This window comes from Streptomyces sp. NPDC018693 (assembly GCF_044391385.1).
Taxonomy (GTDB): Bacteria; Actinomycetota; Actinomycetes; order Streptomycetales; family Streptomycetaceae; genus Streptomyces.
The window spans coordinates 143,261-167,730 of the sequence record NZ_JBIRZZ010000006.1; the positions used below are offsets into that span (position 1 = coordinate 143,261).

Annotated in this window: 18 protein-coding genes; 9 read left to right on the forward strand and 9 right to left on the reverse strand. The window is 69.7% G+C overall.

What is annotated here, in order from left to right:
- Nucleotides 1-121 precede the first annotated feature (121 nt).
- A complete protein-coding gene (locus ACH5AC_RS18080; protein ID WP_398862850.1) occupies nt 122-1,084 on the forward strand; it encodes an SMP-30/gluconolactonase/LRE family protein in 963 nt (320 codons plus the stop codon).
- Nucleotides 1,085-1,141: 57 nt separating this feature from the next.
- Here ACH5AC_RS18080 and ACH5AC_RS18085 read toward each other — a convergent pair whose 3' ends face one another.
- The 6 genes from ACH5AC_RS18085 to ACH5AC_RS18110 form a co-directional block, all read right to left on the reverse strand.
- Nucleotides 1,142-2,119 (reverse strand): PAC2 family protein, encoded by a 978-nt coding sequence (locus ACH5AC_RS18085; protein ID WP_398862851.1) that lies wholly within the window; start codon nt 2,117-2,119, stop codon nt 1,142-1,144.
- Between the two features lie 156 nt (nt 2,120-2,275).
- Complete coding sequence (locus ACH5AC_RS18090) at nt 2,276-2,947, reverse strand: FadR/GntR family transcriptional regulator (protein WP_398862853.1); 672 nt, start codon at nt 2,945-2,947, stop codon at nt 2,276-2,278.
- Between the two features lie 161 nt (nt 2,948-3,108).
- A complete protein-coding gene (locus tag ACH5AC_RS18095) occupies nt 3,109-4,725 on the reverse strand; it encodes an FAD-dependent oxidoreductase (RefSeq protein WP_398862854.1) in 1,617 nt (538 codons plus the stop codon).
- Between the two features lie 55 nt (nt 4,726-4,780).
- Nucleotides 4,781-6,316, reverse strand: coding sequence for a glycerol kinase GlpK (gene glpK, locus ACH5AC_RS18100; protein ID WP_398863133.1), 1,536 nt, complete (start codon nt 6,314-6,316; stop codon nt 4,781-4,783).
- Nucleotides 6,317-6,384: 68 nt separating this feature from the next.
- Nucleotides 6,385-7,179: an MIP/aquaporin family protein gene (locus tag ACH5AC_RS18105; protein WP_398862855.1), complete on the reverse strand. Its 795-nt coding sequence runs from the start codon at nt 7,177-7,179 to the stop codon at nt 6,385-6,387.
- Between the two features lie 354 nt (nt 7,180-7,533).
- The gene (locus ACH5AC_RS18110; protein ID WP_398862856.1) at nt 7,534-8,298 is read right to left on the reverse strand and encodes an IclR family transcriptional regulator; all 765 of its coding nucleotides are present in this window, start codon (nt 8,296-8,298) and stop codon (nt 7,534-7,536) included.
- A gap of 310 nt (nt 8,299-8,608) precedes the next feature.
- Between ACH5AC_RS18110 and metH the strand changes: the two genes are divergently transcribed.
- The 4 genes from metH to ACH5AC_RS18130 all read left to right on the forward strand — a co-directional run bounded on the left by metH (nt 8,609) and on the right by ACH5AC_RS18130 (nt 16,707).
- Complete coding sequence (metH, locus tag ACH5AC_RS18115; protein ID WP_398862857.1) at nt 8,609-12,124, forward strand: methionine synthase; 3,516 nt, start codon at nt 8,609-8,611, stop codon at nt 12,122-12,124.
- Between the two features lie 158 nt (nt 12,125-12,282).
- The gene (locus ACH5AC_RS18120; protein ID WP_398862859.1) at nt 12,283-12,984 is read left to right on the forward strand and encodes an HAD family hydrolase; all 702 of its coding nucleotides are present in this window, start codon (nt 12,283-12,285) and stop codon (nt 12,982-12,984) included.
- A gap of 442 nt (nt 12,985-13,426) precedes the next feature.
- On the forward strand, nt 13,427-15,037 hold the full coding sequence (locus ACH5AC_RS18125; RefSeq protein ID WP_398862861.1) for an ABC transporter substrate-binding protein: 1,611 nt from the start codon (nt 13,427-13,429) through the stop codon (nt 15,035-15,037).
- An 89-nt stretch (nt 15,038-15,126) separates the two neighbouring features.
- On the forward strand, nt 15,127-16,707 hold the full coding sequence (locus ACH5AC_RS18130) for an ABC transporter substrate-binding protein (protein ID WP_398862862.1): 1,581 nt from the start codon (nt 15,127-15,129) through the stop codon (nt 16,705-16,707).
- 87 nt (nt 16,708-16,794) lie between these two features.
- Here the strand turns inward: ACH5AC_RS18130 and ACH5AC_RS18135 are convergent, their stop codons facing one another.
- Nucleotides 16,795-17,469 carry a response regulator gene (locus tag ACH5AC_RS18135; RefSeq protein ID WP_398862863.1) on the reverse strand — a complete coding sequence of 225 codons (675 nt, stop codon included), beginning with the start codon at nt 17,467-17,469 and terminating at the stop codon, nt 16,795-16,797.
- A 14-nt stretch (nt 17,470-17,483) separates the two neighbouring features.
- Nucleotides 17,484-18,458, reverse strand: coding sequence for a RecB family exonuclease (locus ACH5AC_RS18140; RefSeq protein ID WP_398862864.1), 975 nt, complete (start codon nt 18,456-18,458; stop codon nt 17,484-17,486).
- Nucleotides 18,459-18,632: 174 nt separating this feature from the next.
- Between ACH5AC_RS18140 and ACH5AC_RS18145 the strand changes: the two genes are divergently transcribed.
- The 3 genes from ACH5AC_RS18145 (at nt 18,633) to ACH5AC_RS18155 (ending at nt 21,925) form a co-directional block, all read left to right on the forward strand.
- Nucleotides 18,633-20,177 (forward strand): site-2 protease family protein, encoded by a 1,545-nt coding sequence (locus tag ACH5AC_RS18145; protein ID WP_398862865.1) that lies wholly within the window; start codon nt 18,633-18,635, stop codon nt 20,175-20,177.
- Between the two features lie 56 nt (nt 20,178-20,233).
- Nucleotides 20,234-21,136, forward strand: a complete 903-nt coding sequence (locus ACH5AC_RS18150) for a tRNA (adenine-N1)-methyltransferase (protein ID WP_398862867.1) — start codon at nt 20,234-20,236, stop codon at nt 21,134-21,136.
- Nucleotides 21,137-21,349: 213 nt separating this feature from the next.
- On the forward strand, nt 21,350-21,925 hold the full coding sequence (locus ACH5AC_RS18155; protein ID WP_398862869.1) for a hypothetical protein: 576 nt from the start codon (nt 21,350-21,352) through the stop codon (nt 21,923-21,925).
- 53 nt (nt 21,926-21,978) lie between these two features.
- On the opposite strand, the gene ACH5AC_RS18160 is transcribed toward ACH5AC_RS18155, so the two are convergent.
- On the reverse strand, nt 21,979-22,284 hold the full coding sequence (locus ACH5AC_RS18160) for a ferredoxin (RefSeq protein WP_398862870.1): 306 nt from the start codon (nt 22,282-22,284) through the stop codon (nt 21,979-21,981).
- Nucleotides 22,285-22,527: 243 nt separating this feature from the next.
- On the opposite strand from ACH5AC_RS18160, the gene arc reads away from it, so the two are divergent.
- Nucleotides 22,528-24,294, forward strand: a complete 1,767-nt coding sequence (arc, locus tag ACH5AC_RS18165) for a proteasome ATPase (protein WP_398862872.1) — start codon at nt 22,528-22,530, stop codon at nt 24,292-24,294.
- The last annotated feature ends 176 nt before the right edge of the window (nt 24,295-24,470 follow it).

The window sequence follows — 24,470 nt, forward strand, 5'->3', positions numbered from 1 at the left end:
CTGTCGGGGTGCTGTCGAACACCTGACAGTAGCCGTGGCCACGGCGTTCGTGTGGTGGGGTGGAACGGTCTGTTGACCTTCGAGCCGGCCACCCGCCGGTCCCTACGCGGAAGGACGACCTGTGACGCCCCCACCCCGTTCCCGCGCCCACGCCCTCACGCGCCGCGGGCTCCTCACCCTCGGCGCGGCCGCCGCCGGCGCCGTCGCACTCGGCTCCGCCCCCGCCCGCGCGACCTCCTGGCCCGACGTCATCCCGCTGCCGAACGGCTTCCGCCCCGAGGGCATCACCATCGGCCACGGCCCCTACGCCTACCTCGGCTCCCTCGGCGACGGCTCCCTCTACCGCGCGGATCTGCGCACCGGCACCGGCCGCGTCATCTCGGCCGGTCCCGGCACCCCCTCCGTCGGCCTCGAACTCGACGACCGGGGACGGCTGTTCGTCGCCGCGCGCGCCGAGGGCGCCCGGGTCGTGGACGCGCGCAGCGGCGAGATCATCGCCTCCTACCCCCTCACCACCGCCACCCCCACCTTCACCAACGACGTCTTCCTCACCCCGCGCGCCGCCTGGTTCACGGACTCCTTCCAGCCCGCGCTGTACGTTCTGCCGCTCGGCCGGCGCGGTGAACTGCCGGACGCCGCCGACGTCGTACGGCTCACCCTGAGCGGCGACTGGAGCCAGTCGCCCGGCGAGAGCGTGAACGCCAACGGCATCACCCGCACCCCCGACGGCTCGGCGCTGCTCGTCGTGCAGTCCGGGGTCGGCGCCCTGCACCGGGTCGACCCGCACACCGGCGTCACCACGCTCGTCGACCTCGGCGGCGCCGCCCCGCTGACCAACGGCGACGGCCTGCTGCGCCTAGGACGCACCCTGTACGTCGTACAGAACCGGCAGAACGCGATCGACGTGTTCACCCTCGCGTACGACGGCCGCAGCGCGGTCTTCCGGCGGCGCGTCACCGACCCGGACTTCGACGTGCCGACCACGGTCGCCGCGTACCGGGACCGGCTCTACCTGCCCAACGCCCGGTTCAGCACGACGCCGACGCCCGAGACGACGTACTCGATCGTCGCCGTACCCGCGTAGCCGGAAGAGGGCGGTGTGCCCCACGGCTTCACCGCCCTCACTCGGGCCCCTACGGCCTCATTCCTCCGAGGACTCCTCGTCGTCACCGGTCGGCTTCGGCGGCTTGGGTGGCCGGGTCCGCTCGCCGGAGCTGTCCCGCAGGTACGAGCCGCCCTCCCCGTCGGCGGCGGTGGCGTGCCCGCCGGGCTGGCCGCCGCCGTCCCTGCGCCGCAGATACCGCTCGAACTCACGGGCGATCGCCTCGCCCGACGCCTCCGGCAGCTCCGCGGTGTCCCGGGCCTCCTCCAGCGTCTGTACGTACTCCGCGACCTCGCTGTCCTCCGCGGCCAGCTGGTCCACGCCGACCTGCCACGCGCGCGCGTCCTCGGGCAGTTCGCCCAGCGGGATGCGCACGTCGATCAGGTCCTCCAGCCGGTTGAGGAGGGCAAGGGTGGCCTTGGGGTTGGGCGGCTGCGAGACATAGTGCGGTACGGCCGCCCAGAGGCTGACCGCTGGCACACCCGCGTGCGTGCACGCCTCCTGAAGGACCCCGACGATCCCCGTGGGGCCTTCGTACTTGGTCTCCTCCAGGTCCATCCGGCGGGCCAGGTCCGGGTCGGACGTGGTGCCGCTGATCGGAACCGGACGCGTGTGCGGGGTGTCGCCGAGCAGGGCGCCCAGGATGACCACCAGCTCCACACCGAGCTCGTGCGCGAAGCCCAGCAGCTCGTTGCAGAACGAGCGCCAGCGCATGGACGGCTCGATACCGCGCACCAGCACCAGGTCGCGCGGCTTCTCACCGCCGACCCGCACCACCGACAACCTTGTCGTCGGCCAGGTGATCTTGCGTACACCCGCATCCATCCACACCGTGGGCCGGTTCACCTGGAAGTCGTAGTAGTCCTCGGCGTCGAGCGCCGCGAAGACCTCGCCCTTCCACTCACGTTCCAGATGCGCGACCGCGGTGGAGGCGGCGTCGCCGGCATCGTTCCAGCCCTCGAACGCGGCCACCATGACCGGGTCGATCAGCTCGGGAACCCCCTCGAGCTCGATCACCCAGCGCCTCCTTCCGACGTGCCCTCGCTTGCCACCCAACCTTACGGCGTGCCGCGGGGGCGCCCGCAGCCCCCTTGCACGGGGGAGTGAACGGATCACTGCCCCGTTCGCCACCCGGGAACACCCCGGAACACCCCTGGATGATCAACGGGTTCCTCACAGGGAACTGCGCAGCCACTGCTCCACGCTGGCGATGTGCACCGTCGCCCAGGAGCGCGCCGCCTCCGCGTCCCGGTCGCGCAGGGCGGCGAGGATCGCCCGGTGCTCGTGCAGGGTGCGGGCGACCGCGTCCTCCTGGGTCAGGCCCCGCCAGATCCGGGCCCGGGTGGTCGGCCCGGACAGGCCGTCGAGCAGCGAGCACAGCACCGAGTTGCCGGCGCTGCTCACGATGCCCCGGTGGAACTCCAGATCGCTCGCGACCAGCTCCTCCACCGACGGCTCGTCACCGAGCTTCGCCAACTGCGCCTCCAAGGCGTCCAGTTGCTGCTCGCTGATCCGCAGGGCCGCCATCCCGGTCGCGGCCGGCTCCAGGATGCGTCGCACCGCGAGGAACTCCAGGACGGTGTCGTCGCGGTGGAAGTCGACGACGAAGCTCAGCGCCTCCAGCAGCAGCTGCGGGTCCAGGCTGGTGACATACGTCCCGTCGCCCTGCCGCACGTCCAGGATGCGGATCAGGGACAGGGCACGCACCGCCTCCCGCAGCGAGTTGCGGGACAGACCGAGATCGGCGGCGAGCTCGCTCTCCTTGGGCAGCCGGTCGCCGGGGCGCAGCGCGCCGGAGACGATCATGCCCTTGATCTTCTCGATCGCCTCGTCGGTTACCGCCATGACCGGCCTCCCACAGCTCGTTCAGACATCGGATGTCTCGGGACATTATGGCCCACTGCGTACGGGACGAGGACCATGCGAAAGGGGCGGCTCCGTCGGCGTGGAGCCGCCCCCCTTTCGCGATGCCGGCCCCGGTCAGGGGAGTGGGCCGGCAGGCGGGCCTACTTCTTGTCGAGCAGGTCCTGGACCTTCGCCCGGACCTCGTCCGTGGCCAGGCCGCGGATCGTCAGGGTCGTGCGGCGGCGCAGGACGTCGTCCGCCGTCTCGGCCCACTCGTTGTCCCGGGCGTAGACGACCTGCGCCCAGATCTCGGGCGCGTCGGGGTGGACGCGCTCGCCCAGCTCCGGGTTCTCGTTGGCCAGGCGGGCTATGTCGAAGGCCAGCGAGCCGTAGTGGGTGGCCAGGTGCTTGGCCGTGTCGGCGGCCATGCGCGGGCCGGGCGCCGGGTTGTCGACGAGCAGACGGTGGGCGACCGCGCGCGGGTTGGCGACACCGGGCAGCGGGAGCTTCTTCGGCAGGGAGGAGATCGGCTCGAAGTCGTCGCCGAGCGGGTGGCCCGGCAGCGCCTCCAGCTTCTTCATCACCGTACGGCCGATGTGGCGGAAGGTCGTCCACTTGCCGCCGGCGACGGACAGCATCCCGCCACGGCCCTCGGTGACCACCGTCTCCCGCTTGGCCTTCGCCGTGTCACCGGGCCCGCCCGGCAGCACGCGCAGACCCGCGAAGGCGTAGGTGATGAGGTCGCGGCCGAGCTGCTGGTCGCGGATGGAGAAGGCCGCCTCGTCCAGGATCTGGGCGATGTCCTTGTCGTTGACCGCGACGTCCGCCGGGTCGCCCTCGAACTCCTCGTCGGTGGTGCCCAGCAGGAGCATGTCCTCCCAGGGCAGGGCGAAGGTGATGCGGTACTTGTCGATCGGGGTGGCCAGGGCGGCCTTCCAGGGCGAGGTCCGCTTCAGGACCAGATGCGCGCCCTTCGACAAGCGGATGGACGGCGCGGCATTCGGGTCCTCCATACGGCGCAGGTGGTCGACCCACGGGCCGGTCGCGTTCAGCACGAGTCGGGCGCTCACCCCGAACTCGTCACCGGAGAGCCGGTCGCGCAGCTCGGCGCCCGTCACCCGGCCCTTGGTGAAGCGCAGGCCGGTCACCTCGGCGTGGTTGAGGACGGCCGCGCCCGCCTCGACGGCCGCGCGGACCGTCATCAGCGCCATACGGGAGTCGTTCATCTGGTCGTCGCCGTACACGGCCACGGCCTTGAGATTCTCGGTGCGCAGCTCGGGCACGTCCTGCGCCGCCTTCGCGGGGGAGAGCAGGTGGCCCACGCCGTCACCGAACGCGGAGAGCGCGGAGTAGGCGAAGACGCCCGCCCCGAGCTTCGCCGCGCCGTGCGGCCCGCCCTTGTACACGGGGAGGTAGAACGTGAGCGGGTTCGCCAGATGGGGGGCCACCTGGCGGGAGACCGCACGGCGCTCGAAGTGGTTCTCCGCCACCAGCTTCACCGCGCCGGTCTGCAGATAGCGCAGACCGCCGTGGAGCAGCTTGGAGGAGGCGGAGGAGGTGGCGCCGGCGAAGTCGCCGGCGTCGACCAGTGCCACCCTGAGGCCGGACTGCGCGGCGTGCCAGGCGGTGGAGATGCCAAGGATGCCGCCGCCGATGACGAGAAGGTCGTACGACGCCTTGGAGAGCTGCTCCCGGGTCTCGGCGCGGCTCGGGTTGGAACCGGAGGCCGGGCGCGTTCCCAGGGCAGGCACGGACTGCAGGGTGGACTGACTGGTCATGTCGGGTTGTTACTCCTCATCAGAGCTCGCGTCGGAGAGCAGTCGCCGGCTCTCGTCAGCTCTCGTCCTCGATCCAGCCCATGGTCCGCTCGACGGCCTTGAGCCAGCTCTTGTACTCACGGTCGCGGGTCTCCGCGTCCATGCGGGGGGTCCACTCGGCGGCCCGCCGCCAGTTGGCGCGCAGGTCGTCGGTGCTGGTCCAGAAGCCGACGGCGAGACCGGCGGCGTAGGCGGCGCCGAGGCAGGTGGTCTCGGCGACCATCGGGCGCACCACGGGGGCGTCCAGGAAGTCCGAGAGGGTCTGCATCAGCAGGTTGTTGGAGGTCATGCCGCCGTCGACCTTCAGCGCGGTGAGCTCGACGCCGGAGTCCTTCGTCATGGCGTCGGTGATCTCACGGGTCTGCCAGGCGGTGGCCTCCAGCACGGCGCGCGCCAGGTGGGCCTTGGTGACGTACCGGGTCAGGCCGGCGATTACACCGCGCGCGTCGGAGCGCCAGTACGGGGCGAACAGGCCGGAGAAGGCCGGCACGAAGTAGGCGCCGCCGTTGTCCTCGACGGAGAGTGCGAGCGTCTCGATCTCGGCGGCGGTGGAGATCAGGCCCATCTGGTCGCGCATCCACTGCACCAGCGAACCGGTGACGGCGATCGAGCCCTCCAGGGCGTAGACCGGCGCCTGGTCGCCGATGCGGTAGCCGACCGTGGTGAGCAGACCGCTGTACGAGTTGATGATCTTCTCGCCGGTGTTCATCAGCATGAACGTGCCGGTGCCGTACGTCGACTTCGCCTCGCCCTCGGCGAAGCAGGTCTGGCCGAACAGGGCCGCCTGCTGGTCGCCCAGCGCGGAGGCGACCGGGATGCCGCCGAGCAGCTCGCCCAGCTTGCCGCCGGTGATCTCGCCGTAGACCTCGGCGGAGGAGCGGATCTCCGGCAGCATCGCCATCGGCACGCCGATGGACTCGCAGATCTTGTCGTCCCACTCCAGGGTGTGGAGGTTCATCAGCAGGGTGCGGGAGGCGTTGGTGACGTCGGTGTAGTGCTTGCCGCCGTTGACACCGCCGGTCAGGTTCCAGATGACCCAGGTGTCCATGGTGCCGAAGAGGATGTCGCCGGCCTCGGCGCGCTCACGCAGGCCCTCGACGTTGTCCAGCAGCCAGCGGGCCTTGGGGCCGGCGAAGTAGGAGGCCAGCGGCAGGCCGGTCTCGCGGCGGAAGCGGTCCTGGCCGACGTTGCGGCCGAGCTCCTTGCACAGGGCGTCGGTGCGGGTGTCCTGCCAGACGATGGCGTTGTGGACGGGCTCACCGGTGTTCTTGTCCCACAGCAGCGTGGTCTCACGCTGGTTGGTGATGCCGATGGCCTTGATGTCGTCGCGGGTGATGCCGGCCTTGGCGACGGCTCCGGCGACGACCTCCTGGACGTTGGTCCAGATCTCGTTGGCGTCGTGCTCGACCCAGCCCGGCTTCGGGAAGATCTGCTCGTGCTCCTTCTGGTCGACGGAGACGATCCGGCCGTCCCGGTCGAAGACGATGCAGCGGCTGGAGGTGGTGCCCTGGTCGATGGCGGCGATGAACGGGCCATGCCCGTGGGAAGCGATGCCGGCGTGGGCGTCGGTCACTGTGTGCTCCTGAGGTTCCGTGGTCGGGGGACTGTTCTACCGGTGCTCTAAGCGAAAGCGACGTTGTAGATGCCTGCCGCGATGGCGCCGCCGACGAGCGGGCCGACCACCGGGACCCAGGCGTAGCTCCAGTCGGAGCCGCCCTTGTTGGGCAGGGGCAGAAGGGCGTGCACGATGCGCGGGCCGAGGTCACGGGCCGGGTTGATCGCGTAGCCGGTCGGGCCGCCGAGGGAGAGGCCGATACCGACGACCACGAAGGCGGTGATCAGGGCGCCCAGGGTGCCGAGGCCGTTGCCCTGGTCGTTGAGGCCCTGGGTGAGGACGGCGAGCACCAGCACGATCGTGCCGATGATCTCGGTGGCGAGGTTCTGCACCGCGTTGCGGATCTCCGGGCCGGTGGAGAAGACGCCCAGCACCGGGCCCGCGCCCTCTTCCTGGGCCTCGACGGCCTTGGCCTTGGTGGCCTGCGCGCCCGGACCGCCGACGATCTCCTTGTCGGTGAGGTGCGCGTGGAACTGGCCGTAGTAGGCGATCCAGACCAGGGTGGCGCCGATCATGGCGCCCAGGAGCTGCCCGCCCCAGTAGGTCGGCACGTTGCTCCAGTCGTCGTTCTTGATCGCGAGTGCGAGCGTGACGGCCGGGTTCAGGTGGGCGCCGGACAGGGGCGCCGAGGTGTAGACGGCCGTCATGACGGCAAAACCCCACCCGAGGGTGATGGCGAGCCAACCGGCGTTGCGGGCCTTGGAGCCCTTGAGTACGACAGCGGCGACGACTCCGCCGCCTAGGAGGATGAGTATGGCGGTACCGATGGTCTCGCCGATGAAGATGTCGGAGCTGGACACCCGCGACTCCTTTGTCCTTCGTCCAGGGCTAACCGAACCCCGGGTCCCTCCGGGGGTCTGGCGCCCTCGGGGGTGAGAGCGATGCCGGCCCTTGGCGTTGTCACACTCTAGCGTGTATTGCCGGTAGGTGTTCGACAATGCCGACCGATGGACGGGAGTCTTGCTGCGGCGTCAGGCGTGCGTCAAGAGTTCTGTTATCGAAAACCTGATCGTTACTGATCGGCAGGAGCTATCGATCTACGGGCGGGTCGGCCGGGATGTGTACAGATTCGCCCGGAACGCCCAGGCGGGCAACGCAAAAACCGGGACGCCGTACGACGTCCCGGTGCGTGCCTGTGGAGGTGCGGAACCGGTTCAGAACCGCCCGGCGCCCAGATCCCGCGAGACCGCGCGGGCGCAGTCCCGCACCGCCGCGACCAGCTCGGACCGCAGCTCCCCGTCCCGGCACAGCCGCTCCACCGCTCCGGTGATGCCGACCGCCCCCACCGGCATGCGCCGCCGGTCGTGGATGGGCGCGGCGATGGACGCGACGCCCTCCCAGGTCTCCTCCACGTCGGCCGCGTAGCCACGCGCGCGCGTGACGTCGAGGATCTGCTCGAAGCCCTCCAGATCGCACACCGTGCGGTCCGTGAAGCCCTTGCGGTCGGCCTCCAGGGCCTCGCTGTGCGCCACCGGGTCGTAGGCCGACAGCACCTTGCCCAGGGCTGTGGAGTGCAGCGGCTGCATGGCCCCGATCTCCAGTACCTGCCGGCTGTCGTCGGGCCGGAAGACGTGGTGCACCACCAGCACGCCCTGCTGGTGCAGGACCCCCAGGTGGACGCTCTCCCCGCTGGCCCGGGCCAGGTCGTCCGTCCAGACCAGGGCCCGCGCGCGCAGCTCGTGCACATCGAGATAGGTGGTGCCCAGGCGCAGCAGCTCCGCGCCCAGCTGGTAGCGCCCGGAGGTCTCGTCCTGCTCGACGAAGCCCTCCTGCTGGAGCGTGCGCAGGATCCCGTGCGCGGTGCCCTTGGCCAGACCCAGCGACGAGGCGATGTCCGACAGGCCGAGCCGTCGCTCGCCGCCCGCGAGCAGTCGCAGCATCGCGGCCGCCCGTTCGAGCGACTGGATGTTCCGTGCCATCGCCCTCCTGCCTCCGTCCCCTCGACCGTCCGAACATTCGACCGTCCACGCGTAGTCGTCGCGCTGTCACCGTTCGGCAATGTCGAACACTACCGGTCCATGCCGACCTCTCGCTAATGGTCGGGCAGGCAGTGTTTCGCCACACGACCCCCGAAGTGGCCGGAAGTCACCCCCGTCCGCCCCGTGGACGCCCCGACCATAAGCCCTCGGTCCCGGCTACTCTGACGGCGTGCCCTCTCCCGGACCGCCGTCCGCGCGTGTTCCGGGGGACCGCAAAGCCGACAGCCGTCGCACCCGAGGGAGCCCATCCATGGCCTCTGTGCCGCCGACCCCTTCCGCCGACAGCCGGGCCCGTGTGTCCGCGCTCCGAGAGGCCCTGGCCACCCGCGTGGTCGTGGCCGACGGAGCCATGGGCACGATGCTCCAGGCCCAGGAGCCCACACTCGAGGACTTCGAGAACCTCGAGGGCTGCAACGAGATCCTCAACCTCACCCGGCCCGACATCGTCCGCTCCGTCCACGAGGCGTACTTCGACGCCGGTGTGGACTGCGTCGAGACCAACACCTTCGGCGCCAACCACGCGGCCATGGCCGAGTACGACATCGCCGACCGCGTCCACGAACTGTCCGAGTCCGGCGCCCGCATCGCCCGCGAGACCGCCGACGCCTACACCGCCCGCGACGGCCGCCCGCGCTGGGTCCTGGGCTCCATCGGCCCCGGCACCAAGCTGCCCACGCTCGGCCACGTCCCGTACAGCACCATTCGCGACGGCTTCCAGCAGAACGCCGAGGGCCTGCTCGCCGGCGGCGCCGACGCCCTGATCGTGGAGACCACCCAGGACCTGCTCCAGACCAAGGCGTCCGTCCTCGGCGCCCGCCGCGCCATGGCCGCCACCGGCACCGAGGTCCCCCTGCTGGTGTCCATGGCCTTCGAGACCACCGGCACCATGCTCCTCGGCTCCGAGATCGGCGCCGCGCTCACCGCCCTGGAACCGCTCGGCGTCGACATGATCGGCCTGAACTGCTCCACCGGCCCCGCCGAGATGAGCGAGCACCTGCGCTACCTCACCCGGCACTCCCGCATTCCCCTGCTGTGCATGCCGAACGCGGGCCTGCCCATCCTCACCAAGAACGGCGCCCACTTCCCGCTGGGCCCCGAGGGCCTGGCGGACGCCCAGGAGAACTTCGTCAAGGACTACGGCCTGTCCCTGATCGGCGGCTGCTGCGGCACCACCCCCGAACACCTGCGCCAGGTCGTCGAGCGCGTCCGCGACCTGACCCCGGCCGAACGCAGCCCGCAGCCCGAGCCGGGCGCCGCCTCCCTCTACCAGACCGTCCCGTTCCGCCAGGACACCTCCTACCTGGCCATCGGCGAGCGCACCAACGCCAACGGCTCCAAGAAGTTCCGCGAGGCCATGCTGGACGGCCGCTGGGACGACTGCGTGGAGATGGCCCGCGAGCAGATCCGCGAGGGCGCGCACATGCTCGACCTGTGCGTGGACTACGTCGGCCGCGACGGCGTCGCCGACATGGACGAGCTCGCCGGACGCCTCGCCACCGCCTCCACCCTGCCGATCGTGCTGGACTCCACCGAGGTCGACGTCATCCGGGCCGGCCTGGAACGGCTCGGCGGCCGCGCGGTGATCAACTCCGTGAACTACGAGGACGGCGACGGCCCCGACTCCCGCTTCGCCCAGGTCACCCGGCTCGCCCAGGAGCACGGCGCCGCGCTCATCGCGCTCACCATCGACGAGGAGGGCCAGGCCCGCACCGCCGAGAAGAAGGTCGAGATCGCCGAACGGCTCATCGCCGACCTCACCGGCAACTGGGGCATCCATGAGTCGGACATCCTCATCGACTGCCTGACCTTCACCATCTGCACCGGCCAGGAGGAGTCCCGCCGCGACGGCATCGCCACCATCGAGGCGATCCGCGAGCTCAAGCGCCGCCACCCGGACGTCCAGACCACCCTCGGCCTGTCCAACATCTCCTTCGGCCTGAACCCCGCCGCGCGCATCCTGCTGAACTCCGTCTTCCTCGACGAGTGCGTCAAGGCGGGCCTGGACTCGGCGATCGTGCACGCCAGCAAGATCCTGCCGATCGCCCGCTTCAGCGAGGAAGAGGTGCAGACCGCCCTCGACCTCATCCACGACCGCCGCTCCGAGGGCTACGACCCCCTCCAGAAGCTCATGCAGCTCTTTGAGGGCGCCACCGCCAAGTCCCTCAAGGCCGGCAAGGCCGAGGAACTGGCCGCCCTGCCGCTGGAGGAGCGTCTCAAGCGCCGCATCATCGACGGCGAGCGCAACGGCCTGGAGGCCGACCTGGACGAGGCCCTCCAGGAGCGCCCCGCCCTGGACATCGTCAACGAGACCCTCCTGGACGGCATGAAGGTCGTCGGTGAGCTGTTCGGCTCCGGCCAGATGCAGCTGCCGTTCGTCCTCCAGTCCGCCGAGGTCATGAAGGCCGCCGTCGCCTACCTCGAACCGCACATGGAGAAGTCGGACGCCGACGGCAAGGGCACCATCGTGCTGGCGACCGTGCGCGGCGACGTCCACGACATCGGCAAGAACCTCGTCGACATCATCCTGTCCAACAACGGCTACAACGTGGTCAACCTCGGCATCAAGCAGCCGGTCTCCGCGATCCTCGACGCCGCCGAGGAGCACCGGGCCGACGTCATCGGCATGTCCGGGCTCCTGGTCAAGTCCACGGTGATCATGAAGGAGAACCTGGAGGAGCTCAACGCCCGCGGACTCGCCGCGAACTACCCGGTCATCCTCGGCGGCGCCGCCCTCACACGCGCGTACGTCGAACAGGACCTGCACGAGCTGTACGAGGGCGAGGTCCGCTACGCCCGCGACGCCTTCGAGGGCCTGCGCCTGATGGACGCCCTCATCGGCGTCAAGCGGGGCGTGCCCGGCGCCGCGCTGCCCGAGCTGCGGCAGCGCCGCGTCCGCCCGGCCGCCGCCGTCCAGGTCGAGGAACGCCCCGAGGAGGGCCACGTCCGCTCCGACGTCGCCACCGACAACCGCGTCCCGAAGCCGCCGTTCTGGGGCACCCGCATCATCAAGGGCATCCCGCTCAAGGAGTACGCCGGCTGGCTCGACGAGGGCGCCCTGTTCAAGGGCCAGTGGGGCCTGAAGCAGGCCCGCACCGGCGAGGGCCCGACGTACGAGGAACTCGTCGAGACCGAGGGCCGTCCCCGCCTGCGCGGCCTGCTGGACCGGCTCCAGACCGACAACCTCCTCGAAGCGGCCGTGGTCTACGGCTACTTCCCCTGCGTGTCCAAGGACGACGACCTGATCATCCTGGACGAACAGGGCAACGAACGCACCCGGTTCACCTTCCCGCGCCAGCGCCGCGGCCGCCGGCTGTGCCTGGCCGACTTCTTCCGCCCCGAGGAGTCGGGGGAGACGGACGTCGTCGGCCTCCAGGTCGTCACCGTCGGCTCCCGCATCGGCGAGGAGACCGCCCGCCTGTTCGCAGCGAACTCCTACCGGGACTACCTGGAACTGCACGGCCTGTCCGTGCAGTTGGCGGAGGCCCTCGCCGAGTACTGGCACGCGCGCGTGCGTTCGGAGCTCGGCTTCGCCGGCGAGGACCCCGCCGAGATCGAGGGCATGTTCGAACTGAAGTACCGCGGCGCCCGCTTCTCCCTCGGCTACGGCGCCTGCCCCGACCTGGAGGACCGCGCCAAGATCGCCGATCTCCTCCAGCCCGAACGGATCGGCGTCCATCTCTCGGAGGAGTTCCAGCTCCACCCCGAGCAGTCCACCGACGCCATCGTCATCCACCACCCGGAGGCGAAGTACTTCAACGCACGCTGAACCGCCCCCCGGCGGGGGCCACCGGGTGCCCCGGACCACGCCGGATAAACGAGGCGATTCGCCTGCGACAGTCGTACACTGGTCGGTCCACTGCAGGCCGGTTGCTCATGTGTGGAAATGGGGCAACCGGCCTGCTCGTCCCTCAAGGAGGTACGTGGATGACCAGCACGGTCCCCGCGCTCGCAACCCGCACGGCCGAAGGCTCGGCCCTGCAGGCCGTGTTCCTCGACATGGACGGCACCCTGGTGGACACCGAGGGCTTCTGGTGGGACGTCGAAGTCGAGGTCTTCGCCGGACTCGGCCACACCCTCGACGACTCCTGGCGCCATGTCGTGGTCGGCGGCCCGATGAGCCGCAGCGCGGGCTTCCTGATCGAGGCGACCGGCGCCGACATCACCCTCGCCGAACTCACCGTCCTGCTCAACGACGGCTTCGAGAACCGCATCGGACGCACCCTGCCACTGATGCCCGGAGCCGCCCGGCTGCTCGCCGAACTCGCCCAGCACCGGATGCCCACGGCCCTGGTCTCCGCCTCGCACCGGCGCATCATCGACCGCGTCCTGGCCTCGATCGGCTCCCAGCACTTCACCCTGACCGTCGCCGGCGACGAGGTCACACGCACCAAGCCGCACCCCGACCCCTACCTGCTGGCCGCCGCCGGACTGGGAGTGGATCCGGCCAGATGCGCCGTCATCGAGGACACCGCGACCGGTGTCGCCTCCGCCGAGGCCGCGGGCTGCCATGTCGTGGCCGTGCCCTCCGTGGCCCCCATCGCCCCAGCCCTCCGACGGACCGTGGTGACCTCACTGGAAGAGGTCGACGTGACATTTCTGCACGGCCTGATGACGGAAATGCGATAGACGTTCACCCAGCGTGCACCGCCGATAGCAGACGGCCGTACCACCGCCGGAAGAGAGGAATTCGACGCCGCCCCGCCAGGAAATTCCAAACGTCAAGGCGGCCGAATTCCGCTCTCGGGACCCCTCCGCCGCCCCTGTGACGTTCACCACTCCACGGGTCGTCGAGAGGTGGGTTCCAGCGTGTGCTCCACCCCCGTCCGGGGGGAGCTGACGCACCCTTGTGTCCCGATTGATGGACCGCTGCACGAATCCTTCCCCGGCCGGGTTTCCGTTTCCGTCCGCAGCCGGTTCCGCTGCGTGATGGCCTTTCAACTCCAGGCGACGCGAACCGCCGTGCTGGTGCGGACTAATCTCGTCGCGAGAACATCGCACCTCCCCGTGATCCACTGCGCCACCCCTGCATGTCGGATACACGGACATGACGCTCTGGAGAAACTCGAGCATGAACCGCAAACCCCTGGTGCTGCCGGCCGTAGTCGGCCTGCTGGCGCCCGTACTCGCCGCCTGCGGCGGGTCCGACGGCGGCAACGGTGGCGGCGCCATCGTGGTGGGCACCACCGACCGGTTCACGGCTACGAAGGACGTCCCCGCACCGCTCGACCCGGCCTACGCCTACGACGTCAACACCTGGAACGTCCTGCGCCAGACCGTGCAGACCCTGATGATCCAGCCCAGGGGCGAGGGCCAGCCCGTCCCGGAGGCCGCCGAGAGCTGCGCCTTCACCGACACCGGCAACGAGCGCTACGCGTGCACCCTGCGGGACGGCCTGAAGTTCTCCGACGGCGACACCATCACCGCCGAGGACGTCAAGTTCTCCATCGACCGCGCCATCGCCATCGACGCCGACTCCGAGGTCGCCGGCAGCCTGCTGTCCACCATCGACACCGTCGAGACCAAGGGCGACCGCGAGGTCATCTTCCACCTCAACACCGCCGACGCCACCTTCCCGTACAAGCTGTCCACCCCGGTCGCCGGCATCGTCAACCCCGACGACTACGCCAAGGACAAGCTGCGCGACGGCTTCGCGGTCGACGGCTCCGGCCCCTACACCCTCAAGGCCGAGATCGACGGCAACGAGATGGCCAAGGCCGTGTTCACCAAGAACCCCCACTACAAGGGGTCGCTGGAAGTGAACAACAGCAAGGTCGAACTGGTCTCCTTCGCGGACGCCGACACCATGGGAGACGCCCTCCTCAACGGCGACATCGATCTGATGGCCCGCACCATGGAGCCCGACCAGATCAAGAAGATGGACGCCGCCTCGTCCACCGACACCGGCATCGACCTCGTCGACGTGCCCGGCCTGAGCATCCGCTACCTGGCCTTCAACACCGAGGCACCGAGCGTCCGCACCAAAGCCGTCCGCCAGGCCATGGCCCAGGTCATCGACCGCACCAAGCTGGTCTCCGAGGTCTACGGCACCCAGGCCGAGCCGCTGTACTCGCTCGTCCCGGCCTCCGTCACCGGCCACTCCAACTCGTTCTTCAACAAGTACGGCGACCCCAGCGTCGGCAAGGCCAAGGCCCTGCTGGAGAACGCCGACGTCAGCACCCCGGTCAAGCTGACCCTGAACTACACCACCGACCACTACGGCACGGCCACCAAGCAGGAGTTCGAAGTCCTGCAGAAGCAGCTGAACGCCAGCGGCCTGTTCGCCGTCACCATCAAGGGCACCCCCTGGTCGGAGTTCATCCCGGCCGAGCGCAAGGGTGAGTACGCCGTCTACGGCATGGGCTGGTTCCCCGACTTCCCCGACGCCGACAACTTCCTCGCGCCGTTCCTCGACAGGAACAACTTCCTCAAGTCGCCGTACGCCAACAGCGAGATCATCAACAGCCTGATCCCGGAGTCCCGCCGCGAGGCCGACCGCCTGAACGCCGAGAAGAGCCTGACGGAGATTCAGGACATCGTCGCCGAGGACGTGCCCGTACTGCCGCTGTGGCAGGGCAAGGACTACGTCGCCGCCCGCGACACCATCACAGGCACCGCGTACGCACTGAACTCCTCCTCGACGCTCCAGCTCTGGGAGCTCGGCCGCGGCGTGAGCGGCTGACACACCCTCAGGGCCCCAGCGGGCCCGATACCCCCGGGCCGGGGACGGCCGCCCCGGGACGACGAGAACCGACGACAAGGCACACACACGTGAACATGCGCAACCAGTGGCCGGTCCTGCCCATCGCGGCCGGCCTGGCCTCCGGCCTGCTGACCGGCTGCGGCACGGAGACCGGGGGAATCGGCGGCAAGGACTCCACCCTGGTCATGGGAATGTCCGACGACGTCCTCGCCACGGACCCCGCCTCCGGCTACGACCCGGGCTCCTGGCTGTTGTTCAACAACGTCTTCCAGTCACTGCTCAGCTTCCCCAAGGGCGGCACGGAACCCGAGCCCGACGCCGCGCGGGAGTGCACCTTCACGGACACCCAGACCAGGGTCTACCGGTGCACCCTCAAGGACGGCCTGAAATTCAGCAACGGTGACGCCCTCACCTCCGAGGACGTCAAGTTCTCCTTCGACCGCATGCTGAAGATCAACGACGAAGACGGCCCGGCCATCATGTTCCCCATGCTCGACAAGGTCGAGACGCCGGACGAGAAGACCGTCGTGTTCCAGCTGAAGGTCCCCGACGCCACCTTCCCCAGCAAGATCGCCTCCGGCGCCGGCTCCATCGTCGACCACCGGCAGTACGACGCCGACGGACTGCGGACCGACGGCAAGGCCATCGGCTCCGGCCCCTACAAGCTCGAGTCCTTCGGCGACAACGAAGCCGTCTTCTCCGTCAACGACCACTACAAGGGCAACGCCCAGACCAACAACTCCGGCGTCACCCTGAAGTTCTTCCACGGAGACCAGACCGCCCTGAAGAAGGCCATCGAGAACGGCGACATCGACATCGCCTACCGCGGCCTGACCGCCGACGACATCGCCACCATCGAGAAGAGCGACGACAGCGAGGGCATCGAGGTCATCGAGGGCAGCAGCGCCGAGGTCCAGCACCTCGTCTTCAACATGGACGACCCCGTCGCCGGACAACTCGGCGTCCGCAAGGCCATCGCCCACCTGATCGACCGCGACGCCCTCATCAGAGACGTCTACCAGGACACCGCCGAACCCCTGTACTCGATCATCCCGGCCGGCATCGCGGGCCACAACACCGCCTTCTTCGACCGCTACGGCGACACCCCCTCCAAGGCCAAGGCCGCCGCCGCACTGCAGGAGGACGGCATCACCGACAAGGTGAACCTCACCCTGTGGTCCACCCCCTCCCGCTACGGCCCCGCCACCGACCAGGCCCTCAAGGCCATCGCCGACCAGCTCAACGCCAGCGGCCTGTTCACCGCCGACGTCAAGTCCGTGCCCTACGACCAGTACGAGAAGGACATCGCAGGCGGCAAGTACGGCGTGTACGTCAAGGGCTGGGTGCCCGACTACCCGGACGCCGACAACTTCACCGCACCCTTCTTCGGCGAAGGCAACGTGCTGGCCAACAACTACAGCAACCGCACCATCACCGACACGCTCATCCCGCGCACCGCCGCCCAGAGCAACCGCGCCACCACCGACAAGGACTTCGCCGAACTGCAGAACATCGTCGCCGAACAACTGCCCGTCCTGCCCATCTGGCAGGCCAAGCAGTACGCCGTCGTCGGCGACGGCGTCTACGGCCTGGAGTACTGCCTCGACGCCTCCACCGTGTTCCGGTTCTGGGAGCTCAAGAAGGGCTGAGCTCACCGCACCGACACACTGGGCGCCCCCTTGGTGAAGGGGGCGCCCAGTGTGTCGTAGCCCTGAACGTCGCGACGGCCGACGGCCCTACTGCTGTGCACCCGGGCGCACCAGCCCGCTCTCATACGCGTACACCGCGGCCTGCACCCGGTCACGCAGACCCAGCTTCGTCAGGACATGACCCACATGCGTCTTGACGGTGGTCTCACTGACGAACAGATCCGCGGCGATCTCCGCGTTCGACAACCCCCGCGCCACCAGCTTCAACACCTCCACCTCACGCTCGGTCAGCGTGTGCAGCGTGTCCGGCACCGGCTCGTCACCCGACGGCAGATGCGTGGCGTACTTGTCGAGCAGCCGACGCGTGATGCTCGGCGCCAGCATGGCCTCACCGGCCGCCACCACCCGGATCGCCTGCACCAGCTCATGAGCGGGCGCGTCCTTCAGCAGAAAACCACTGGCACCCGCCCGCAGCGCCTCCACCACATACTCGTCGAGATCGAAGGTGGTCAGCACCAGCACCTTCGCCGGGCCGTCCCGCCCCGGACCGGTGATCTGCCGGGTCGCCTCCACACCGTCCATCCGCGGCATGCGGATGTCCATCAGCACCACATCGGGCTGCAGCGCCCGCACCTGGTCCAGGGCCTGGAGGCCGTCCCCGGCCTCGCCGACGACCGCGATGTCCTGCTCCGCCTCCAGAATCATCCGGAAGCCCGTACGCAGCAGCGGCTGGTCGTCGACCAGTAGGACACGGATGGCCACGTAAGTCTCCTTCGCTAGTCCGGCCCCATTCTGCCCTGCGCACCGCCACCCGACTCGCCCGCCCTCACCGCCAGCGGATAGGGCGGGGGAGTGCCCCCGAACTCCGGACAGTGCGCCTGGTGGTCGCACCAGCCGCACAGCTTCGTCGGCCTCGGCCGCCAGTCCCCCGTCTCCGTCGCCAGCCGGATCGCGTCCCACAACGCCAGCAGCTTGCGCTCCACCCGCTCCAGATCCGCCATCACCGGGTCGTACGTCAGCACATCACCACTGCCGAGATAGACCAGTTGCAGCCGCCGCGGAAGCACCCTCTTCAGCCGCCAGACGACCAGCGCGTAGAACTTCATCTGGAACAGCGCACCCTCGGCGTACTCCGCACGCGGCGCCTTGCCCGTCTTGTAGTCCACGATGCGGACCTCACCCGTCGGCGCCACATCGACCCGGTCGATGATGCCGCGCAGCGTCAGCCCCGACTCCAGCTCGGCCTCCACGAACAGCTCACGCTCCGCCGGCTCCAGCCGCGTCGGATCCTCCAGCGTGAACCAGCGCTCCACCAGCTGCTCCGCCTCACCCAGCCACCCCGCCAGCCGCTCGCCCTCCGGGTCGTCGGCGAACAGCTCCATGATCTCCGGCCGGCTCTCCCGCAGCCGGTCCCACTGCGCCGGGACCAGCGACCTGGCACGCGGCGCGGTCCGCTCGGCCGCCGGGGCGTCGAAGAGCCGCTCCAGAACCGCATGCACCAGCGTCCCCCTCGTCGCCGCCGCGCTCGGCTTCTCCGGCAGCCTGTCGATCACCCGGAACCGGTACAGCAGCGGACACTGCATGAAGTCACTGGCACGGGACGGAGACAGCGAGGCGGGCGGTATGGCGACGGCGGAAGGGGACGAGACGGTGGGGGCCGCGGTGGCCGGGGCGGGCTCCGCCGTGGTCACGCCGGCCGCCGGCACCGCCTCCGGGGCCCGTGCGGTCACATCCTCGCTGCTGCTCTCCATGCCCCAGACCATACGGCCCGCCACTGACAGTCACCCAGCCGCAGCCCCCGACCACGGCGACCGCCGCGAAAACACAGGGGTGCCGGGGCGGAACGTGCGCCGACGGCCGCATACCATCGGTCGGAGACCCTTCCGCCCGGCAGGAGCGGGAGTTGCTTCGAACGAGGGGACACCGTGGTGGAAAGCGGCGGGAGCGGGCGGCCGCGCCAGGCCAACGAACAGCCGGCGACCGAACACCCCACAGAGCCGACGGCTCCCCCCACCGGGACGCCCACCCCGACCCCGGCGGGCCACACACCCACGCCACCCGACCCCGACACCCCGACGGAACCCGACACGCCCGCACAGGGCACCGACACAGCCCCCGACGGCAGCGCCGAGCCCCGTACGACCGCCAACGCCGCGGCAGCGGACGGCGACACCGAGACCTCCGGCCCGGCCGCCGGGAAGGCCGAGGAGCCGGACACCGGACGGGCCGTCTCACCGACCCCGGGCCCCACGGCACACCACACCCCCGGCACCCCTGACGCTGTCGCCGCCAACCCCCGCCCCCCACAGCGCGCCCCCGAACCCCGCGGCGGACTGCTCATGGGACGGCCCTTCGGCGTGCCCGTCTACGTCGCCCCCAGCTGGTTCCTCGTCGCCGCCCTGATCACCTGGGTGTTCGGCGGACAGCTCGACCGGGTGCTGCCCGAGCTGGGCGCCGCCCGCTACCTGGTCTCCCTCTTCTTCGCGGTCGCCTTCTACGCCTCCGTCCTCGTCCACGAACTCGCCCACACCGTGGCCGCCCTCCGCTTCAAACTCCCCGTCCGCCGCATCCAGCTCCAGTTCTTCGGCGGCGTCTCCGAGATCGAGAAAGAGGCCGAAACCCCCGGACGAGAGTTCTGGCTGGCCTTCGTCGGCCCACTCCTCTCCCTCGCCCTCTCCGGCGTCTTCTACCTCGCCATGCGCCCCGTCGAGCCCGGCACCGTCCCCGGCGTGCTCCTGGCCGGCCTGATGATCTCCAACCTCATCGTGGCGATCTTCAACCTCCTCCCCGGCCTCCCCCTCGACGGCGGCCGCATGCTCCGCGCCGTCGTCTGGAAGATCACCGGCAAACCCATGAGCGGCACCATCGCCGCCGCCTGGGTCGGCCGCGCCCTCGCCGTCTCCGTCCTGATCGGCCTGCCCCTGCTCACCCAGTCCGGCGCCCTGGGCTCCGGCGCCGTGGACAACGTCGGCATGGACACCGTCATGGACGCCCTGCTCGCCGCCATCCTCGCCGCGATCATCTGGACCGGCGCCGGCAACAGCCTGCGCATGGCCCGCCTGCGCGAACACCTCCCCGAACTGCGCGCCCGCAACCTCACCCGCCGCGCCGTCCCCGTCGACACCGACACCCCCCTCTCCGAAGCCCTGCGCCGCGCCAACGACGCCGGCGCCCGCGCCCTCGTCGTCGTCGACGCCGAGGGCGAACCCGTCTCCCTCGTCCGCGAGGCCGCCATCGTCGGCGTACCCGAACACCGCCGCCCCTGGGTCGCGGTCAGCGGACTCGCCCAGGAACTCACCGACGGCATGCGCGTCTCCGCCGAACTCGCCGGCGAGGACCTCCTCGACGCCCTGCGCGCCACCCCCGCCACCGAATACCTCGTCGTCGAGGAAACCGGCGCGATCTACGGCGTCCTGTCCGCCGCCGACGTCGAGCGCGCCTTCGTCAAGGCGATGGCCCGCCCCAGCTGAACGCACGGCACACACGCGTGGTCGGCGACCCCCCGAAACGCCGGTACTCTGTTCACATGTCCGAACCGACCGGTGCCGCCCGCAGGCGCGGGCCCTTCAAGGTCGGGGACCAGGTACAGCTGACCGACCCCAAGGGCCGCCACTACACGTTCACGCTCGAGGCCGGGAAGAACTTCCACACCCACAAGGGTTCCTTCCCGCACGACGAACTGATCGGCGCTCCCGAGGGCAGCGTTGTCCGCACCACCGGGAACGTCGCCTACCTCGCGCTGCGCCCCCTGCTCCCCGACTACGTCCTGTCCATGCCCCGCGGGGCAGCCGTCGTCTACCCCAAGGACGCGGGGCAGATCCTCGCCTTCGCCGACATCTTCCCCGGCGCCCGCGTCGTCGAGGCCGGCGTCGGCTCCGGCTCGCTCAGCAGCTTCCTGCTGCGCGCCATCGGCGACCAGGGCATGCTGCACTCCTACGAGCGCCGCGCGGACTTCGCCGAGATCGCCCAGGCCAACGTGGAGCGCTACTTCGGCGGCCCGCACCCCGCCTGGCAGCTCACCGTCGGCGACCTCCAGGACAACCTCTCCGACACGGACGTCGACCGCGTCATCCTCGACATGCTCGCCCCCTGGGAATGCCTGGAAGCCGTCTCCAAGGCACTCGTCCCCGGCGGCATCCTGTGCTGCTACGTCGCCACCACCACCCAGCTCGCCCGGACCGTCGAGTCCATCCGCGAGATCGGCTGCTTCAACGAGCCGACCGCCTGGGAGACGATGATCCGCAACTGGCACATCGAGGGCCTCGCCGTCCGCCCCGACCACCGGATGATCGGCCACACCGGCTTTCTCCTCACCGCCCGCCGCCTCGCCGACGGCGTCGAGCCACCCATGCGCCGCCGCCGCCCCGCCAAGGGCGCCTACGGCGAGGACTACGCCGGCCCCAACGCCGACGGAGGCATGGGCCGCTGACGCGACCCGCACCGCACCCGAACCAACGACGCGACGCCGTGGCCGAGTTCCCGCGACACCACCGGAACTCGGCCACGGCCTCGCCGTATTGACCCCACGGCACCCGGCCCGCACACCCCGCACCACCCGGCACCCCGCCGTTCCCCCACCCTGTGACGTGTGGCACGATGCTGGCCACCCCCGCCGGCACAGCCCTCACAGGAGACACGCCTAGTGCAGCACTCCGCCGTCCCGGACCTGGCACACACCCACACCCGGCCGATCCACTGGGTCGCGACCGCCACCGCCGTCGCCGGCGTCGTCGCCCTCTCCTCCGTCCTGCAGCCCGACCCCGCCCGGGCCGCACAGACCACCGGCCCACAGGGCACATCCGCCCCCACCACCGTGGCCCCCACCACCGCCGGCGTCGACTTCCCCATCGAGTGCGGCCCCGTCCAGGCCCTCGTGATGCGCAAGGCCACCGGAGACCTAGACGGCGACGGCCGCCCCGAGACGGTCGCCGTCGTCCACTGCGACGCCCCCATGGGCACCCCGCCCGACGGCGTCTACGTGCTCACCCAGGCCGCCGACGCGCCCCACGCGCGCGTGGTGGCCACCCTCATCGACCCCAAGGACCGCGTCACCGTCACCGACCTCACCGTCACCGACGGAGCGGTCCGCGCCTCGTTCCTCGGCTACTCCTCGGCCGACGTGCCCAGTTGCTGCCCCGACGTGCAGGACACCACCCAGTGGCGCTGGAAGGACAACACCTTCGTCCGCTCCACCCCCACAGCCGCCCACAGCGCATGAAGCCCGACACCATGTGAGAAATCAGACAACAGTGACGGACCGCACCCGACGCATCACGCCGCGTCCGGGCCGTACACCTCGACACTGTCCGAAACCCGCCGCACATGGATGCACTCGCCCGGACACTCCCGCGCCGAATCCACCACATCCGCCAGCAACGGCAGCGGAACCGGCGCCGTAGCCCCCCTGGCCTGCACAAGCTCCTCGTCCGGGCCCTTCACATAGGCCAACCCGTCGATGTCCAGCTCGAACACCTCCGGCGCGTACTGGACACAGATGCCGTCACCGGTACAGAGATCCTGATCGATCCAGACCTCCAGCGCCTCACCGCCGGCCCCGACCTCCTGCTGCACGCTCATGTCTCCTGCCGTTTACGGTCGAGCCGCACGGGAACGATGCAGGCTCTGACGGGTGTTGAACAGTTCGACCCTACCCTCGGCAGCTTTCCGACCGCGTTCGGTGGGTATTCCCCTGGCGTGAGGGAGAGCGCAAGGGTGAAGATCGGACACACCCCGACCGTCTTTGTGATCTAGGGGTTTCAATCGACACCCACCCAGGTAGGGTCTGGAAGCGTCCAGCTCCCCTTGGAGGAGGTGAGGACCGTGGCAGCCCACGACGACGACATGAACCGCGGCATCCGCCCGGGACGCGGGTCCGACGACCCGGCCGGGCAGATCGCCTACCTTGAGCAGGAGATCGCCGTCCTGCGACGCAAGCTCGCCGACTCTCCGCGACACACGAGGATTCTCGAAGAGCGGATCGTCGAGCTGCAGACCAATCTGGCCGGCGTGTCCGCCCAGAACGAGCGACTCGCCAATACGCTCCGCGAGGCCCGCGACCAGATCGTGGCCCTCAAGGAAGAAGTCGACCGGCTCGCCCAGCCACCGGCCGGCTTCGGTGTCTTCCTGACGGCGAACGAGGACGGCACCGCCGACATCTTCACCGGCGGCCGCAAGCTCCGGGTGAACGTCAGCCCCAGCGTCGACCTCGACGACCTGCGCCGCGGCCAGGAAGTCATGCTCAACGAAGCGCTCAACGTGGTCGAAGCCATGGAGTTCGAACGCGTCGGGGACATCGTCACCCTCAAGGAGATCCTCGAGGACGGCGAACGAGCCCTGGTGCTCGGGCACACCGACGAGGAACGGGTGGTACGGCTCGCCGAGCCGCTGCTGGACGTCACCATCCGCCCCGGCGACGCCCTCCTGCTCGAACCCCGCTCCGGCTACGTCTACGAGATCGTCCCCAAGAGCGAGGTCGAGGAACTCGTCCTCGAAGAGGTACCCGACATCGGCTACGAGCAGATCGGCGGCCTGGGCAACCAGATCGAGATGATCCGCGACGCCGTAGAGCTCCCCTACCTCTACCCCGACCTGTTCAAGGAGCACGAACTGCGCCCACCCAAGGGCGTCCTGCTCTACGGACCCCCCGGATGCGGCAAGACACTCATCGCCAAGGCCGTCGCCAACTCCCTGGCCAAGAAGGTCGCCGAAGTCACCGGCCAGGCCGCAGGCAAGAGCTTCTTCCTCAACATCAAGGGCCCCGAGCTCCTCAACAAGTACGTCGGCGAAACCGAACGCCAGATCCGCCTCGTCTTCCAGCGAGCCCGCGAGAAGGCCAGCGAGGGCACCCCCGTCATCGTCTTCTTCGACGAGATGGAATCCCTCTTCCGCACCCGCGGCTCCGGCGTCAGCTCGGACGTGGAGAACACCATCGTCCCCCAGCTCCTCGCCGAGATCGACGGCGTGGAGGGCCTGCAGAACGTGGTCGTCATCGGCGCCTCCAACCGCGAGGACATGATCGACCCCGCCATCCTGCGCCCCGGCCGCCTCGACGTGAAGATCAAGATCGAGCGCCCCGACGCCGAAGCCGCCAAGGACATCTTCGGCAAGTACCTCACCGAGCGCCTCCCGCTGCACTCCGAGGACCTCGGCGAACACGGCGGCGACAAGTCCATGACAGTCCAGAGCATGATCCAGACCGCCGTGGAACAGATGTACGCCGAATCCGAGGAAAACCGCTTCCTGGAAGTCACCTACGCCAACGGCGACAAGGAAGTCCTCTACTTCAAGGACTTCAACTCCGGCGCCATGATCGAGAACATCGTCGGCCGCGCCAAGAAGATGGCGATCAAGGACTTCCTCGAAAAGAACCAGAAGGGCCTGCGCGTCTCCCACCTCCTCCAGGCATGCGTGGACGAGTTCAAGGAGAACGAGGACCTGCCCAACACCACCAACCCGGACGACTGGGCCCGCATCTCCGGAAAGAAGGGCGAACGGATCGTCTACATCCGCACCCTCATCACCGGAAAGCAAGGCGCAGACACCGGACGCTCCATCGACACGGTGGCCAACACCGGACAGTACCTGTAAAAGACAGGGCGGCTGCGGGTGTCCCCACCGGGTACCCGCAGCCGACTGCTTTCCGGGCCACGACCGGACCAAGGGCGACCGAGCAATGACGCAAATGATCTCCCCACCAGCGCAAAGGCGTTCTAGGCTCTTCCGTACCGCCGGGTCGCGCAGTGCGGGGACGGGCACCGCACAGC

Bases quoted from the DNA above. Each gene is read 5' to 3' on its own strand.
- ACH5AC_RS18090 (WP_398862853.1), bottom strand. From the start codon at position 2,947: ATGGCGGTAACCGACGAGGCGATCGAGAAGATCAAGGGCATGATCGTC.
- ACH5AC_RS18095 (WP_398862854.1), bottom strand. From the start codon at position 4,725: ATGACCAGTCAGTCCACCCTGCAGTCCGTGCCTGCCCTGGGAACGCGC.
- ACH5AC_RS18110 (WP_398862856.1), bottom strand. From the start codon at position 8,298: ATGGCACGGAACATCCAGTCGCTCGAACGGGCGGCCGCGATGCTGCGA.
- metH (WP_398862857.1), top strand. From the start codon at position 8,609: ATGGCCTCTGTGCCGCCGACCCCTTCCGCCGACAGCCGGGCCCGTGTG.
- ACH5AC_RS18120 (WP_398862859.1), top strand. From the start codon at position 12,283: ATGACCAGCACGGTCCCCGCGCTCGCAACCCGCACGGCCGAAGGCTCG.
- ACH5AC_RS18125 (WP_398862861.1), top strand. From the start codon at position 13,427: ATGAACCGCAAACCCCTGGTGCTGCCGGCCGTAGTCGGCCTGCTGGCG.
- ACH5AC_RS18140 (WP_398862864.1), bottom strand. From the start codon at position 18,458: ATGGAGAGCAGCAGCGAGGATGTGACCGCACGGGCCCCGGAGGCGGTG.
- ACH5AC_RS18150 (WP_398862867.1), top strand. From the start codon at position 20,234: ATGTCCGAACCGACCGGTGCCGCCCGCAGGCGCGGGCCCTTCAAGGTC.
- ACH5AC_RS18160 (WP_398862870.1), bottom strand. From the start codon at position 22,284: ATGAGCGTGCAGCAGGAGGTCGGGGCCGGCGGTGAGGCGCTGGAGGTC.